At 43.0% G+C, this 14,979-nt stretch carries 19 protein-coding genes; 11 read left to right on the top strand and 8 right to left on the bottom strand.

Annotated elements, in window-relative coordinates; all coding sequences use genetic code 11:
- Together FTU91_RS10230 and FTU91_RS10225 are read right to left on the bottom strand one after the other, a co-directional pair.
- Nucleotides 1-244 (bottom strand): transposase (locus FTU91_RS10230; RefSeq protein ID WP_171072066.1); only part of this gene is annotated, 244 nt, incomplete at its 3' end.
- A gap of 166 nt (nt 245-410) precedes the next feature.
- Nucleotides 411-1,331 (bottom strand): Dyp-type peroxidase, encoded by a 921-nt coding sequence (locus tag FTU91_RS10225; RefSeq protein WP_180082097.1) that lies wholly within the window; start codon nt 1,329-1,331, stop codon nt 411-413.
- Between the two features lie 162 nt (nt 1,332-1,493).
- Between FTU91_RS10225 and FTU91_RS10220 the strand changes: the two genes are divergently transcribed.
- Complete coding sequence (locus FTU91_RS10220) at nt 1,494-2,114, top strand: LysE family transporter (protein WP_180082096.1); 621 nt, start codon at nt 1,494-1,496, stop codon at nt 2,112-2,114.
- 12 nt (nt 2,115-2,126) lie between these two features.
- Here the strand turns inward: FTU91_RS10220 and FTU91_RS16790 are convergent, their stop codons facing one another.
- The 5 genes from FTU91_RS16790 to FTU91_RS10195 form a co-directional block, all read right to left on the bottom strand.
- Nucleotides 2,127-2,417, bottom strand: a complete 291-nt coding sequence (locus tag FTU91_RS16790) for a DinB family protein (protein WP_368856210.1) — start codon at nt 2,415-2,417, stop codon at nt 2,127-2,129.
- 318 nt (nt 2,418-2,735) lie between these two features.
- Nucleotides 2,736-3,218 carry a DUF523 domain-containing protein gene (locus FTU91_RS10210; RefSeq protein WP_180082095.1) on the bottom strand — a complete coding sequence of 161 codons (483 nt, stop codon included), beginning with the start codon at nt 3,216-3,218 and terminating at the stop codon, nt 2,736-2,738.
- Nucleotides 3,219-3,222: 4 nt separating this feature from the next.
- Nucleotides 3,223-4,023, bottom strand: coding sequence for a zinc ABC transporter permease subunit ZnuB (gene znuB, locus FTU91_RS10205; RefSeq protein WP_180082094.1), 801 nt, complete (start codon nt 4,021-4,023; stop codon nt 3,223-3,225).
- Between the two features lie 3 nt (nt 4,024-4,026).
- Entirely contained in the window at nt 4,027-4,818 is a 792-nt protein-coding gene (gene znuC, locus FTU91_RS10200) for a zinc ABC transporter ATP-binding protein ZnuC (protein ID WP_180082093.1), read from the bottom strand.
- Nucleotides 4,791-5,288, bottom strand: a complete 498-nt coding sequence (locus FTU91_RS10195; protein WP_086196644.1) for a transcriptional repressor — start codon at nt 5,286-5,288, stop codon at nt 4,791-4,793. The genes znuC and FTU91_RS10195 overlap by 28 nt, the downstream gene beginning before the upstream one ends.
- Before the next feature lie 140 nt (nt 5,289-5,428).
- Here FTU91_RS10195 and FTU91_RS10190 point away from each other — a divergent pair, with 140 nt between their 5' ends.
- The 10 genes from FTU91_RS10190 to FTU91_RS10145 all read left to right on the top strand — a co-directional run bounded on the left by FTU91_RS10190 (nt 5,429) and on the right by FTU91_RS10145 (nt 13,641).
- Complete coding sequence (locus FTU91_RS10190; RefSeq protein WP_180082092.1) at nt 5,429-6,268, top strand: metal ABC transporter solute-binding protein, Zn/Mn family; 840 nt, start codon at nt 5,429-5,431, stop codon at nt 6,266-6,268.
- A gap of 170 nt (nt 6,269-6,438) precedes the next feature.
- A complete protein-coding gene (locus FTU91_RS10185) occupies nt 6,439-6,831 on the top strand; it encodes an ATP synthase subunit I (RefSeq protein WP_092820019.1) in 393 nt (130 codons plus the stop codon).
- 111 nt (nt 6,832-6,942) lie between these two features.
- A complete protein-coding gene (atpB, locus tag FTU91_RS10180; RefSeq protein WP_086176476.1) occupies nt 6,943-7,818 on the top strand; it encodes a F0F1 ATP synthase subunit A in 876 nt (291 codons plus the stop codon).
- Nucleotides 7,819-7,901: 83 nt separating this feature from the next.
- Nucleotides 7,902-8,147, top strand: a complete 246-nt coding sequence (atpE, locus tag FTU91_RS10175; protein ID WP_000424060.1) for a F0F1 ATP synthase subunit C — start codon at nt 7,902-7,904, stop codon at nt 8,145-8,147.
- Between the two features lie 38 nt (nt 8,148-8,185).
- Nucleotides 8,186-8,656 (top strand): F0F1 ATP synthase subunit B, encoded by a 471-nt coding sequence (locus FTU91_RS10170; RefSeq protein ID WP_086196641.1) that lies wholly within the window; start codon nt 8,186-8,188, stop codon nt 8,654-8,656.
- 12 nt (nt 8,657-8,668) lie between these two features.
- Nucleotides 8,669-9,205 carry a F0F1 ATP synthase subunit delta gene (locus tag FTU91_RS10165; RefSeq protein WP_166171993.1) on the top strand — a complete coding sequence of 179 codons (537 nt, stop codon included), beginning with the start codon at nt 8,669-8,671 and terminating at the stop codon, nt 9,203-9,205.
- Between the two features lie 63 nt (nt 9,206-9,268).
- Nucleotides 9,269-10,813, top strand: a complete 1,545-nt coding sequence (gene atpA / locus FTU91_RS10160) for a F0F1 ATP synthase subunit alpha (protein ID WP_086196639.1) — start codon at nt 9,269-9,271, stop codon at nt 10,811-10,813.
- 88 nt (nt 10,814-10,901) lie between these two features.
- A complete protein-coding gene (gene atpG / locus FTU91_RS10155; protein WP_086196638.1) occupies nt 10,902-11,771 on the top strand; it encodes a F0F1 ATP synthase subunit gamma in 870 nt (289 codons plus the stop codon).
- A 29-nt stretch (nt 11,772-11,800) separates the two neighbouring features.
- Nucleotides 11,801-13,195 carry a F0F1 ATP synthase subunit beta gene (gene atpD, locus FTU91_RS10150; RefSeq protein WP_086196637.1) on the top strand — a complete coding sequence of 465 codons (1,395 nt, stop codon included), beginning with the start codon at nt 11,801-11,803 and terminating at the stop codon, nt 13,193-13,195.
- A 26-nt stretch (nt 13,196-13,221) separates the two neighbouring features.
- Nucleotides 13,222-13,641: a F0F1 ATP synthase subunit epsilon gene (locus tag FTU91_RS10145; RefSeq protein ID WP_086196636.1), complete on the top strand. Its 420-nt coding sequence runs from the start codon at nt 13,222-13,224 to the stop codon at nt 13,639-13,641.
- A gap of 70 nt (nt 13,642-13,711) precedes the next feature.
- On the opposite strand, the gene FTU91_RS10140 is transcribed toward FTU91_RS10145, so the two are convergent.
- Entirely contained in the window at nt 13,712-14,650 is a 939-nt protein-coding gene (locus FTU91_RS10140; RefSeq protein WP_180082091.1) for a hypothetical protein, read from the bottom strand.
- Nucleotides 14,651-14,979: the final 329 nt, after the last annotated feature.

Genomic DNA, 14,979 nt, shown 5'->3' with positions numbered 1-14,979 from the left:
TAATCAGACTTTGCACAAAGCCAGTAACCATACGTAAAGACAGACGGAATAAGGATTTAATCATTAAGCAGCATTGGATGGCTGCGTCGGAGTAGGTTTGATTTCGCCCTTGTTTGCCTTTTGATGGAGCATACCATTGCGTAGCAGGATCAAACCAAATGGCAATATTTCCGCGACTCATGAGTGCTCGGTTATATGCGGGCCAATTGGTGGTGCGGTAGATTTTGTGTGTAGGCTTCTTCATTTGAAAATTATATCGCTGAAAAAGCCTTTACAGATAGGTTTGTGCAACAAAGCCGATATGAATTTAAAAGTTAATTGTTTTGATGTACTAAAGTATTTGGTTTAAGTATCTTCGACTGAAAAAATAAAAAAGGAAGGAGCTAAAATTAGCTCCTTCCTTTTTTAAATTACCCTTCCAAAACTTCTTCCAGCAATTCTTCACTCGGTGCAAAATAATACGCTCCATCCATAGGAGTGACGAAGTGGAGTAAGCGGTCATGAATACCATCGCCAGCTGTACCAAACATATGTTCCAGCATATAATCGATAATGCTTAAGTTTTTGGTATAAGCAATAAAGAATAAACCCTGGTCACCTCGACCTTCGCCATAAGGAAGGGAATGGCGTAAAATTTCCATTTCTTCACCTTTCTCATCCTCAATCACCACACGGGCAATGTGGGCATCTTTAGGCTTCACCTCATCATCCAGTTCAATTGACTCTAACTTGGTTCGACCCATCACATTTTCTTGCGCATCAACTTTTAATTTTTTCCATTTTTCCAGGTTATGTGCATAGCGCTGCGCAAAGACAAAAGAGCCATCAGCAAAAATTCCGGCATCTTCATCGAGTAAAGCGACTTCAGCACGATCATCCGGAAATTGCGGATTTTCAGTGCCATCGATGAAACCAGTCATGTCACGTCCATCGAAATAGCGGAAACATACCCGTTCATCCAGTACTTCAACTTTATCTTGAATACCTTCAAAGAAAGACTGGCTTAAGGCAAAGCAGATGTCGGCGCGAGCACTGGCAATATGAATCAGCAGATCAGCAGGAACCACAGGCATCTGGAATGTACCTTGAATTGGTTGTAACTGCTTAAAGCCGGCAGGAGTTTGATGATAAAGTTTTGCCCAAAGCTCCGGACCAAAAGCGATGCCTGTTTTAATCTGTGCATTCGGATGCTGGGTGATTAAACGGTCACGGGTACTAAATAAATCTGCAAGTTTTTCTTTTAACTCTTCAATCGTTAAGTCTTTTAAACGTAAAACAATAAACCGGGCATGATCTGAAGGTAACGGTAAAATTACAGATTGGGCAGTCATACAGGGCTCCTAACAATTTTTATAAAATACGTGTCTGGCTTTATTGTGCCTCATCACTGCTTGAGTGAATAGCCCAAGTCTTGAGTTTGCACTTCGATTTTTAAGCCCTTTAAAAGATGAAAAGTCATATAATAGTTTCACTTTTTTATCTCCTTATATTTTATGTCTTACCAAGTTTGGCTTGCCTATATGCTGGCATGCTGGGTCATTAGTATTTCTCCTGGAGCAGGTGCAATTGCTTCGATGTCGAGCGGTTTAAATTATGGTTTTCGACGTGGATACTGGAATGCTTTAGGTTTACAGCTGGCACTTTTAGTGCAAATCGGGATTGTGGCAGCTGGGGTAGGGGTGCTATTTGCCACCACACCTTGGGCTTTTTTGCTGGTGAAATGGTTTGGCGTGGTTTATCTCTTGTATTTGGCATACCTGCAATGGACAGCACCCGCACAGGCCATTGAGATTCAACAGGAACAACCGACTAAATCGATTCCTAAACTGGTCTTATATGGCTTCTTGGTCAATATGAGCAACCCCAAAGCGATTGTGTTTTTACTTGCCGTGTTGCCACAGTTTCTGGATTTGTCTAAACCACAATGGATTCAGTATCTGATTATGGCAGTTACCATGGTGACGATTGATCTGATCGTGATGGCGGGTTATACAGGATTGGCCGCCAAAGTGCTGAGACTTTTAAAATCGCCGGAACAGCAGAAATATATGAACCGGACCTTTGCGGTATTGTTTGCCTGTGCAGCAACGTTATTAAGTTTGGTACATCAATAAAATGAGAATGGATTAAGTCACAGCCTGTTGTTCTTCCATCAGCATAAATAACATATCCAGTTCCGATGATGCATAATCCAAAGTCGTCATTGCAGCCGTGATTTGTCCGCGATGATGGGTAGCATGATTGAACACATGCATTAGTGTTGCTGCATAAGGTAGGCTCAAGTCTTGGCCCCGTGTATTCCGGTAATGCAGCACGCCATCTAAAGCTTCCTGGTTTAGCTCTTGTATCAAGCTCTGCCACAGCCCAGCACTTTGAAGTAGCCGTTCTAATAATCGATGACGGTCGGTCTCAATCACACTGTTTAAGGCGATAGCGGGTGATTCCCCTTTAGAAAAACGAGAAAATCAAAGTTCATGTTCAGCAACAAGCAAGTGGTTCAGTGTGCCCAAAATACTTTTGAAGAACAGACCACAATCTTTCAAAAAATCTTCATCAGAAACAGCGTGTAGAGATATGCTTAAGTGATGGGGGGCCCAAAGATGATAACGTGCTCATAGTTCGAAGGTGCGAATATTCATTGGGAAACTTATTTTGTTTTTTATTTGAACAGTATAAAAGCCGTTTGAAGCTTTGGCTAGAATAAAAAACTATTGCCTGGATAAAGTTGAAATGTATCAGCGTTTAATCAGTTTTAAAGCCTGAAGGAATTCATGTTCAGTTAATACTACAATACCCTGTTTCCTAAACAGCGCGGCGGTTACGCCTTCACCCTGAATTTTATGTCCTGTAAATGTTCCATCATAAATCAAGTCACTGCCACAGGATGGACTATTTGCTTTGAGGATGGCATGAGTAACCTGATGTTCTTGCGCCAAGGCTAAGGCTGCATAAGCCCCTTGAATAAAGGCATCAGAAACATTCATGCCTTCTCGATCTATTACAGTCGCATGATTGTTCAGAACATCTCTACCTGATGCATTCTGAATTTCAGCAGGCGGGCGAGGGGTAGGCAGTCCGCCACTGATCTCAGGACATAAACTCACATATTGATCAGGAATTAAATCTGAAACTAATTCCCGGACTAAACAATCTTGTCCATCGTAACGAACTTTTTGTCCAAGCAGACAAGCACTAATAAAGTATCGCTTGCTGGTCATCACCTTAGCTCAGCTTCTTGAATTTTTGTACGGTAAAAATCACCGCAAATAAAATTGCCATAGTCAGGACAATGGTCAGGCCGGTAGAGGTATCGAGTCCTGCGCTGGACCATAGCCCGACACTAATCCCGATTTGTGCAATCACAAAAGCCCAAACCACCATCTGTTTCGGCGAGTTTGCCAGCAAACGCGCTGTTAATGCCGGAATCACCAGTAAAGCGCCCATCAACAATGAACCGACTGCACGCAAAGCCAATACGGTAAATAGGGCCAGCAGTAGCATAAACACCAGACGTTGCCATTTGGCATTCACGCCTTCACTCACTGCCATATCTGGGTCAATTGCAATTTGAATCTGTGCTTGCCAGTTTTTATACAACACAGCTAAAGCCGCAATAATGACAATGGCAAACATCGGCAAGTCTGACCAGGAAATTTGCAGCAGATCGCCAAACAAATAGCTGAGCAATTCAGGTCTTAAACTAGGAATATGCTGAATAAACAGTAAGCCTGAGCAGAGTAGGGTGGCTGAACATAAAGCCAATAAGGCATCATTGGGCAGGCGAGGGTCATGCAGTACCCATAAAATAGCCACCAATAGAAAAGCCAAAAAGCTCACACCCAACCATAAAGGCAGGCTCAAAGCACCTGCAATCGCCACGCCCAATAAAGTGCCATGTGCCATGGTGTCGGCAAAAAAAGACATCCGTCGCCATAACATCAGACAGCCCAGCGGAGCTGTCAGAAACACCAACAAGGTTCCCATGGTCCATGCAGGTAACAAGAGTTGTAACCATTCCATCATGGCTTAAGCTTCCGGTTCAGGGTGAATATGTGGACGAGGATCATGCTGACACGGAGTCGCACTGTCACCATGCGCACAGTGGTCATGATGATGTTGATAGAACACCCGATTGGTGCCAAAAATGGCCTGATATTCAGGGTGCTGCTGCACATTTTCCGGCAAGCCGCTACAGCAGATGTGCTTGTTTAAACACACGACCCGATGTGTACCCTGCATGACCCATTGCAGATCGTGTGAGACCATCAACACGGCACAGCCATATTTGATCGGCAGGCTTCTGACATATTCATACAATTCAGCCTCGGACTGAATATCCAGACCTTGCATCGGTTCATCCAGTACCAGTACATCGGGCAAACGCAGTAAAGCCCGTGCCAGTAATACCCGTTGCCGTTCACCACCTGAAAGTTGCTGAACCTTACAATCCTGTAATTTGGTAATGCCGGTATCACGAATAATTTCTGCTTTAATATCTGCATCACAGTGTTCTAAAGCCAATAAATCCTGCACCCGCAAAGGCAGGCTATGCGATGGACTAAACTTTTGCGGCACATAGGAAAATTTGAGTTTTTTATGGCTATGAATTTTTCCTGAATTGGCTTTCACAATGCCTAAAAGCACTTTAATCAGGGTAGATTTTCCCGCACCATTTGGACCGATCAGGGTGACAATTTCTCGCTCGTGTAAAGCAAAATCCACATTTTTTAAAATGTCACGGTCATCAATCCGCACACTGATTTTATCTAGGGCAATTAGGGGATTGACTGTTACTGTTTGTTGCGACACTGCTGACATATCCCGGAAATTTCAATAATACTGTGATGTGCAGTAAATTGATCTGATGCTGAAAGTTCATCTAATTGTTTTAATAGCCCCTGAGCAGAGGCCTCTTTAACATTTTTGCATTCGGTACAAATTAAAAATGCTGCCTGATGTCCTTCGCGCGGATGACAACATGGAATATAGGCATTAATCGAAGTTAAACGATGGATTAAACCTTTTTCCAGTAAAAAGTCCAAAGTACGATATACCGTTGGTGGTGCAGCAGGACGGTCAGATTCACTCTTGATTTTAGCCAGTAAATCATAGGCACCCATAGGACCGCTGGCATTTAAAATCAGTTCCAGCACTTCTTTGCGTAATGGGGTTAAGCGTGCGCCAGTCGTTGCACAGAGACTTTCTGCTTCAGCAAGACGTGTTGCTATATTATGATGGTCATGTACGCCATGTAATGCATTGTGATGTTCGTGCGAACATAAGCTCATAGCAAAACCTCAAGTGCGAAATTTATAAAAATCAAAGGACATTAAATCTTAACATGAAGCGATACCCGTTTCGATAAACATAGGCATTTTTGTCGATTTGTTATATTATAACATTTATTGAGTATTTGGTGATTTTCTTCATGTCCCGTTTCTTTGCATTTTGTGCACTGGCCCTCTTCAGTAGCTTTGGCTGGACACAGAGTCTGGTGGTTTCTACGCATCCCATTTATCTTATTGCTCAGGAAGTGACTCAGGGCGTGGAGAAGCCTGTGCTCTTGCTGGGGGATCAGTCTGGACATGACATTACCCTGACACCAGCGCATCGCAAAGCCATTCTGGATGCCTCACTGGTGATCTGGCTGGGTAAGGCACATGAAGCTCCATTGAACAAGTTATTATCAGATAATCCCAAAGCGATTTCGATTTTAGAGTCCGGTATTGTGCAAACCTTGCCGCAGCGTACTACCCGTGGTGTGGCGTTGAACAATACGGTCGATACACATGTGTGGCTGGATCCCAACAATGCCGTACGTATCGGCTTTTTTATTGCAGCCCTGCGCTCACAACAATTACCAGAACATAAAGAAGCCTACTGGGCCAATGCCAAACGCTTTGCTCAAGAGATGCTGCTGAGTGCACAACAATACAGCAGTAATGCAACAGTAAAGCCTTATTGGGCATATCATGATGCCTATCAATATCTGGAACGTGCTTTAAACCTGAAATTTTCCGGTGCATTGACCGATGATCCACATGTTGCACCGACCATTGCCCAAATCAAGTATTTAAATGATAGCCGTCCAGCTCGTAATATGTGCCTCCTGGCAGAAGGGCATGCCAGCAAAAACCAGTACCAAAAATTGAATCCGGTGACCTTCCAGGCTGTCGATGAAAGTATGGGCAGGGAAGGGGACTTTGTGCTGGCATGGAAAAAACTTGCCGAGCAAACCCATAAGTGTGTACAAAATGCACGAAAATAATGCAAAAATTAAACAGTAATGGATGAGTTCAAAAGCGATTTATGTAATTAAAAAATCCGACTTAGGTCGGGAAAAGATTGCATGTTCAGGGGTGTAACTCTATAATGCCTGCGATTAAAAACGATCATCAGCTAAACTTGTCAAGCATGATTGCTGTGAGTGAATAAATAATGAGCCGAACTAGTCGCATGATTGACCGACGATTAGCGAAAGCTTTAGTCATTTTACAAGCATGCATGATTCCTGTTTCAGCCTTGATAGCGTGGGTCGTGAAAGACTCAACTGCAGCTTACAGTGCCGCACTTGGTGCGTTGGTGTGTTGGCTTGCAAGTTGTTATTTTTCTTGGCAATCGTTTCGAGCCGCAGGTGCGCGAGCTTCAAAACAGGTTCTTTCGAACATGTATAGAGGCTTGATGGGCAAGTTTGCAATTGTGATTGTTGGTTTCATTTTAATTTTAAGCACTGTCAAACCGTTGTCAGCGGTGGCATTGTTTTGTGGATTTATACTTGTTCAGACGATGACGTGGGTCGCACCTTTTTGGGCGTCACGACTCCGGAAATAAGTTTAAACACAACAAAAAATTGAAAAGTTTTTTAGGAGATGAACGAGATATCAGGCAGCACGCGATGTTCGTTCTCTCTATTTAGTATTTGACATTGACCAGGTGTGATTTATGGCTGCTGAAGAACATGCCCTTACTTCGACCGAGTACATCAAGCATCACTTGACCAATTTAACCTATGGCAAAATGCCTGATGGTTCTTGGAAATTGGCTGAGACTGCTGATGAAGCTCAACAGATGGGGTTCACTGCTATTCACTTGGATTCAATGGGTTGGTCTATCACTCTCGGTGTGGTTTTCTGTTTGTTGTTCTGGTTAGTAGCGAAAGCTGCAAACGCTGGTGTTCCTACCAAGTTCCAGTCTGCAATCGAAATGATCATCGAGTTTGTTGACTCAAGTGTCCGCGACACTTTCCATGGCAAATCACGCTTAATTGCGCCTTTAGCCCTCACAATTTTTGTGTGGATTTTCCTGATGAATGCGATGGATTTACTTCCAGTGGATTTCATCCCGCATCTTGCAGGAATTATTGGTTCAAACGTATTTGGTATGGACCCGCATCACGTTTACTTCAAGATTGTTCCATCTACTGACCCTAACGTTACCCTTGGTATGTCATTGTCAGTATTTGTACTTATCTTGTTCTATAGCATTCGTGAAAAGGGCATCGGCGGTTTCGTCGGCGAGTTAGCACTCAACCCATTTAACCCAAGTAACCCAGTTGCAAAAGCGTTGCTCATTCCAGTGAACTTGATTCTGGAACTCGTAACATTCCTTGCACGTCCAGTTTCATTGGCTCTACGACTTTTCGGTAACATGTATGCAGGTGAGTTAATCTTCATCCTCATCGCATTATTACCGTTCTGGATCCAGTGGGCGTTGTCTGTGCCTTGGGCGATCTTCCACATTCTTGTTATTACGTTACAAGCATTCATTTTCATGATGCTGACTATCGTATACTTGAGTATGGCTAGCGAAAAACATTAATGGTATTGCCTGACTGTCAAAAGGATGGTTGGGCTTAATTTTTTACTTTAATTTGGTATATACCTAACCTCTGAGGAATTATCATGGAACTCACTTTAGGTCTAGTTGCAATTGCATCTGCTATCTTGATCGCTTTCGGTGCTTTAGGTACTGCGATTGGTTTTGGTCTTTTAGGCGGTCGCTTCCTTGAAGCTGTTGCTCGTCAACCAGAATTGGCTCCACAACTTCAAACTCGTATGTTCTTAATCGCGGGTCTTCTTGATGCTGTGCCTATGATCGGTGTTGGTATTGGCTTGTTCTTCATCTTCGCTAATCCATTTGTAGGTTAATCAGCTTAATTCCTAAATTAAACCATTGAGGAATAGCAATGAATATCAACCTCACATTGATTGGCCAAGCGATTGCATTTGCGATTTTCGTCGCATTTTGCATGAAGTTTGTATGGCCACCACTAATCAATGCGATTAGTGAGCGTCAGCGTAAAATCGCTGATGGCTTAAACGCTGCTGAAAAAGCAAAAGCTGACCTTGCCGATGCGCAAGCTCAAGTGAAAGCTGAATTAGACGCAGCTAAAGCACAAGCGGCTCAATTGATCGAACAAGCGAACCGTCGCGGTGCGCAATTGGTAGAAGAAGCGCGTACTCAAGCAGCTGCTGAAGGTGAGCGTATTCGTCAACAAGCGAAAGAAGCTGTTGATACTGAAATCAATGCTGCTCGCGAAGAATTACGTCAACAAGTTGCTGCTCTTGCAGTGATTGGTGCAGAAAAAATTCTGACCCAGCAAGTTGACGCAGAAGCTCACAATGCCATGCTGACTCAGCTGGCTGCTAAACTTTAAGAGAGGCGGATTATGGCTGAACTCTTGACGTTGGCACGCCCATACGCTAAAGCAGCATTTGCTTACGCTTCTGAGCAAGGTGCAACTGACGCTTGGTCAAATGCATTAACTTTGCTCAGTGCTGCGGTGCAAGACGAAGCATTTTCAGCTTACTTAAATCGCCCTGAGCTTACTCCTGCAGAGCAGGTAAGTGTTTTTGCTAAAGTTTTAGGTGAAGATCAAACCGCAGCAGTGTCAAACTTTTTGACATTGCTTGCTGAAAATGACCGTTTGACTCTTCTTCCTGAAATTGAAACAGAATACGAACAGCTCAAATCACAGAATAACAACACTGTGGATGTTGTGATTGAATCAGCATTCCCATTGTCTTCTACACAAGAACAACTACTTGCAGATGCGTTGAAAAAACGCTTTAACGCTGCGGTAAATGTTTCTGTAGAAGTTAAACCAGAATTAATTGCTGGTGTAGTTATTCGTGCAGGCGACCAAGTGATAGATGATTCTGCGCTTAACAAGCTTGAAAAAATGCGGACTCGTCTTCTTGCGTAATTATTTATAAAAAATTACTGCGTAAAAGAAGACTGAACTTTAAAAAGATTGAGGTATAGCGCAATGCAACAACTGAATCCATCCGAGATCAGTGCGCTCATTAAACAGCGTATCGGCGATCTGGACACCAGCGCGACCGCTAAGAACGAAGGGACCATTGTTATGGTTTCCGACGGTATTGTGCGTATTCACGGCCTTGCTGATGCAATGTACGGTGAAATGATCGAATTCGACGGCGGCTTATTTGGTATGGCACTGAACCTAGAACAGGATTCAGTGGGTGCCGTTGTCTTAGGTAACTACTTAAGCCTTCAAGAAGGTCAAAAAGCGCGTTGCACAGGTCGTGTATTAGAAGTTCCGGTTGGTCCAGAACTTTTAGGCCGTGTAGTAGATGCTTTGGGTAACCCGATTGATGGTAAAGGCCCTATTGATGCAAAACTTACTGATGCTGTTGAAAAAGTAGCACCAGGTGTAATTTGGCGTCAATCAGTGGATGAACCTGTACAAACTGGTTATAAATCAGTAGATACAATGATCCCTGTAGGCCGTGGTCAACGTGAGTTGATCATTGGTGACCGTCAAACTGGTAAAACAGCAATGGCGATCGATGCGATCATCGCTCAGAAAAACTCTGGCATTAAATGTGTATACGTAGCTATTGGTCAAAAACAATCGACTATTGCTAACGTAGTACGCAAGCTTGAAGAAACTGGCGCTATGGCGTACACAACTGTTGTAGCTGCAGCTGCAGCTGATCCTGCAGCAATGCAGTATCTAGCTCCTTATGCTGGCTGTACAATGGGTGAGTACTTCCGTGACCGCGGTGAAGATGCGCTTATCATTTATGATGACTTGTCTAAACAAGCTGTTGCTTACCGTCAAATTTCATTGCTTTTACGTCGTCCACCAGGTCGTGAAGCATATCCTGGTGACGTATTCTATTTACACAGCCGTTTACTTGAACGTGCTTCTCGTGTATCTGCTGACTACGTTGAGAAATTCACTAACGGTGAAGTTAAAGGCCAAACTGGTTCATTAACTGCATTGCCGATTATTGAAACTCAAGCCGGTGACGTATCTGCATTCGTACCAACCAACGTAATTTCGATTACTGATGGTCAGATCTTCCTTGAAACATCATTGTTCAACGCAGGTATCCGTCCTGCTGTGAACGCGGGTATCTCTGTATCTCGTGTTGGTGGTTCTGCTCAAACCAAGATCATCAAGAAATTGTCTGGTGGTATCCGTACTGCTTTGGCGCAATACCGTGAATTGGCAGCGTTTGCTCAGTTCGCTTCTGACCTTGACGAAGCAACTCGTAAGCAACTTGAACATGGTCAACGTGTAACTGAGTTAATGAAGCAAAAACAATATGCTCCTTACTCAATTGCTGACCAGGCTGTTTCAATTTATGCATCTAACGAAGGCTACATGGCTGACGTTGAAGTGAAGAAAATCGTTGCATTTGATGCTGCGTTAATTGCTTACTTCCGTTCAGAACATGCTGCAGTAATGCAAAAAATTGACGAGACTGGTGCTTGGGACAAAGATATCGAAGCTGAATTCAAAGCTGGTATTGAAAAGTTCAAAGCGACTCAAACTTACTAATTTAGCAACTTGCTAGATTAGTGTTGGTTTGGTTCACGGAATCAACCTTCGAGGGCTCGAAAGAGCCTTCGAATACTAGGTTAAGCGTATGGCAAATTTAAAAGAAATTCGCGCCAAAGTAGCAAGTATCAAAAGCACGCAGAAAATTACTCGCGCGATGCAGATGGTAGCAGCTTCTAAGATGCGTCGTGCGCAAGAGCGCATGGCTCAAGGCCGTCCGTATGCCGAAAATATGCACCGTGTAATTGCTCACTTGGTCCAAGCGAATCCTGAATACAAACACCGTTATATGGTTGAACGCCCGGTTAAGCGCGTTGGCTATATCATTGTGTCATCAGATCGCGGCCTTGCTGGTGGCTTGAACATTAACCTGTTCAAGAAAGTGGTAAAACACGTTCAACAGCAACAAGAGCAGTCAATTGAAGTTCAATTTGCTTTAATTGGTCAAAAAGCGGTTTCGTTTTTTAAAAACTACGGCGGTAAAGTGCTTGGTGCAACTACAAACGTAGGTGATGCGCCAAGTCTTGAACAGTTAACTGGTTCTGTACAGGTGATGTTGGACGCTTACGATAAAGGCGAGTTAGATCGTATTTATCTGGTGTCAAACGGCTTTGTCAATGCCATGACTCAAAACCAAAAGATCGAACAACTCGTTCCTTTAGCAGCTGCTGAAGAAAGCGAAGGTTTGAACCGTCAATACGGTTGGGACTATATCTATGAACCAGAAGCTGAAGAGCTTTTAAATGGTTTATTGGTTCGTTACATCGAGTCTATGGTTTATCAAGGCGTGATTGAAAACATCGCGTGTGAACAGTCTGCACGTATGGTTGCAATGAAAGCTGCAACGGATAACGCGGGTGAGCTGATCAAGAGCCTACAACTTATTTATAACAAGCTGCGTCAAGCCGCGATTACTCAGGAAATTTCTGAGATCGTTGGTGGTGCCGCTGCCGTTTAACATTATTAGTTTGAATTGAGGAGACAGCAATGAGTAGCGGTCGTATCATTCAGATCATCGGCGCGGTTATCGACGTCGAGTTTGAACGTAACAGCGTTCCTAAGATCTATGACGCTCTCCACGTTGATGGCACTGAAACTACATTAGAAGTTCAGCAACAACTTGGTGATGGCGTAGTTCGTACTATTGCAATGGGTTCTACTGAAGGCCTTAAGCGTGGTTTGAACGTAACTAACACTGGCGCGCCTATCTCTGTACCTGTAGGTACTGCATGTTTAGGTCGTATCATGGACGTCCTTGGTCGCCCTATCGACGAAGCTGGTCCAGTTGCCACTGAAGAACGTTTGCCGATTCACCGTCAAGCACCTTCTTATGCTGAACAAGCAGCATCTACTGACCTTTTAGAAACTGGTATTAAAGTCATCGACTTACTTTGCCCGTTCGCTAAAGGTGGTAAAGTTGGTCTGTTCGGTGGTGCCGGTGTTGGTAAAACTGTAAACATGATGGAGTTGATCAACAACATCGCTAAAGCACACTCAGGTTTATCTGTATTTGCTGGTGTTGGTGAGCGTACTCGTGAAGGTAACGACTTCTATCACGAGATGAAAGACTCTAACGTACTTGACAAAGTAGCGATGGTTTACGGTCAGATGAACGAGCCACCGGGTAACCGTTTACGCGTAGCGTTGACTGGTTTGACTATGGCTGAGTACTTCCGTGACGAGAAAGACGAAAACGGTAAAGGCCGTGACGTACTATTGTTCGTAGACAACATCTACCGTTATACACTGGCAGGTACTGAAGTATCAGCACTTCTAGGTCGTATGCCATCTGCAGTAGGTTACCAACCGACTCTTGCAGAAGAGATGGGTGTTCTTCAAGAACGTATTACATCTACTAAGTCTGGTTCTATTACGTCAATCCAAGCGGTATACGTACCTGCCGATGACTTAACAGATCCATCGCCTGCTACTACCTTCGCTCACTTGGATGCAACTGTAGTATTGAGCCGTGACATCGCATCTTCTGGTATTTACCCAGCGATCGATCCACTTGACTCTACTTCACGTCAGTTAGATCCATTAGTTGTGGGTGCTGAGCATTACGAAATTGCTCGTTCAGTTCAAAACGTTCTTCAACGTTATAAAGAATTGAAAGACATCATCGCGATTCTTGGTATGGACGAATTGGCTGAAGAAGACAAACTTACTGTATACCGTGCACGTAAGATCCAACGTTTCTTCTCTCAACCATTCCACGTAGCTGAAGTGTTTACTGGTGCTCCTGGTAAACTTGTACCGCTTAAAGAAACAATTCGTGGCTTTAAAGGTCTTCTAGCTGGTGAATACGATCACATCCCAGAACAGGCGTTCTATATGGTTGGTGGTATTGACGAAGTGATTGCTAAAGCCGAGAAACTTTAATTAGCTACCTAATTTAGGAGATTCTCATGGCGACTATGCAATGTGACGTTGTAAGTGTTAAAGAGTCTTTGTACTCAGGCACTGTAACTATGCTAATTGCTAAAGGTGCTGGCGGTGAGTTGGGTATTATGCCTGGCCATGCTCCGCTAGTAACTTTACTCAAGCCGGGCGCAATCCGCGTTCTGCTTGAAAATGGTACAGAAGAGTTAATCTATGTATCTGGTGGTGTACTTGAAGTTCAACCGCACGTTGTTACAGTACTTGCAGACACTGCAGTACGTGCTGACAACCTTGATGAAGCAGCAATTATTGAAGCTCGTAAACAAGCTGAACAATTGCTAGCAAATCAAAAGAGCGACTTGGACTCTGCTGCTGCTTTGGCTGCTCTTGCAGAAACTGCTGCTCAGCTGGAAACCATCCGCAAAATCAAAAACCGCGCTCAATAAGACACGGTTCGAGATTGAAAAACCACCCGAAAGGGTGGTTTTTTTATTTTTAAATTTTCTATATTTAATTCTATTTTTCTTTAAAGAAAGCCTGTCTGAGTTGACCGAACAACATATCACTCACTTTGTCATCTTGTGTCTTAATCAGTTGCTTCAATTTTTCAGCTTTTGGTGTATCTTCCGGAACGATAATTTCTTCTCCGGATTGATCAGCATATGAAATCGGTTGCGGGTTTGCTGTGGCTAGATTGGATGAAGTGGGATATTCAACATGCCAAAGCTGAGTTAAAAGAGCCATGATGTATTTATATTCATCCGTATCTGGCTGAAAACGTTTATACAGTTGCAAATCTTGTAATGCTTCTAAACGATCATCTGGGTCAGTGGAGGAAGGACTTTGCCCTTCGACAATGATCGGGTGAATTTCATGTTGCATCAAATGGTAGTCAAGCCAGTCACCAAGCAGGTTATGGTCAATATCTGCAACATAATCGCTGTTTTGCTGGACCAACTGTTGTAGCCGTTGCAATACGCTCATTTCTTGTTGTTGAAGTGCGTAACGTGCTTCAGTGTCCAGTTGTTTCAATTCTTTCATGGGCAAATCTAAAAAACGTTGTTGCTGTTCAAAAGCATCAACAATATTGCTTTGATGGAGATTATTCCATTGCTGCAAGGCGTGAATTTCCAGCTGTTGAATTTCTTTAAATGCTTTGCTTTTGTAGTGACTGAGCTTAATACGCTGAATATTTTGTTGATTCAATTCAATTCGTTGTTTGATATATTCAACATAAGGACCAGTTTGCTTTGGACTGACCGGTTGGATCACATCAACCAATAACAACTGCTGTTGTTGATTATGTTTGAGCCAGTCTTGAATCAGTTGAACATCTTTTATAGGGTGAGAAAAAAATTGATTTAAGCGTGGCATAGCTTTTTCAGGCATGATGAAATGCAACACGCCATACGCCATGATTGCTAAACAGACCACCACAAGAATAATTTTTTTCATATTATAAAATATTTTTTGTGTTTGCTATTTGTACATATTATAGGAAAAATGAGAAGTGGATAATGTTTTTTTATAAAAACATCAATTGTATAGAGGGAGAATAGAACACAGAGCACCGTTCTATTTTTAACTTAAAATTTCATTCGATCTTACTTCCAGCTTATATCTCTACCTTTTTAGATTACCCATGCGCATGTTTTTACTTCAGGAAAATTGGCTTTTGCCGGGTTATTTCAAGCCAAACAATTTCTATTTTATTTTAATAGTGCAAAAATAATATCTAAAGTTGCATAGCTTATAAGCAGGTATTGGGTATAGATTAAAAGTAT

Source organism: Acinetobacter sp. YH12201 (genome assembly GCF_013418145.1).
Lineage (GTDB): Bacteria > Pseudomonadota > Gammaproteobacteria > Pseudomonadales > Moraxellaceae > Acinetobacter.
Note: the sequence above shows the minus strand (reverse complement) of the source record. Positions and strands in the feature narration are given on the sequence as shown.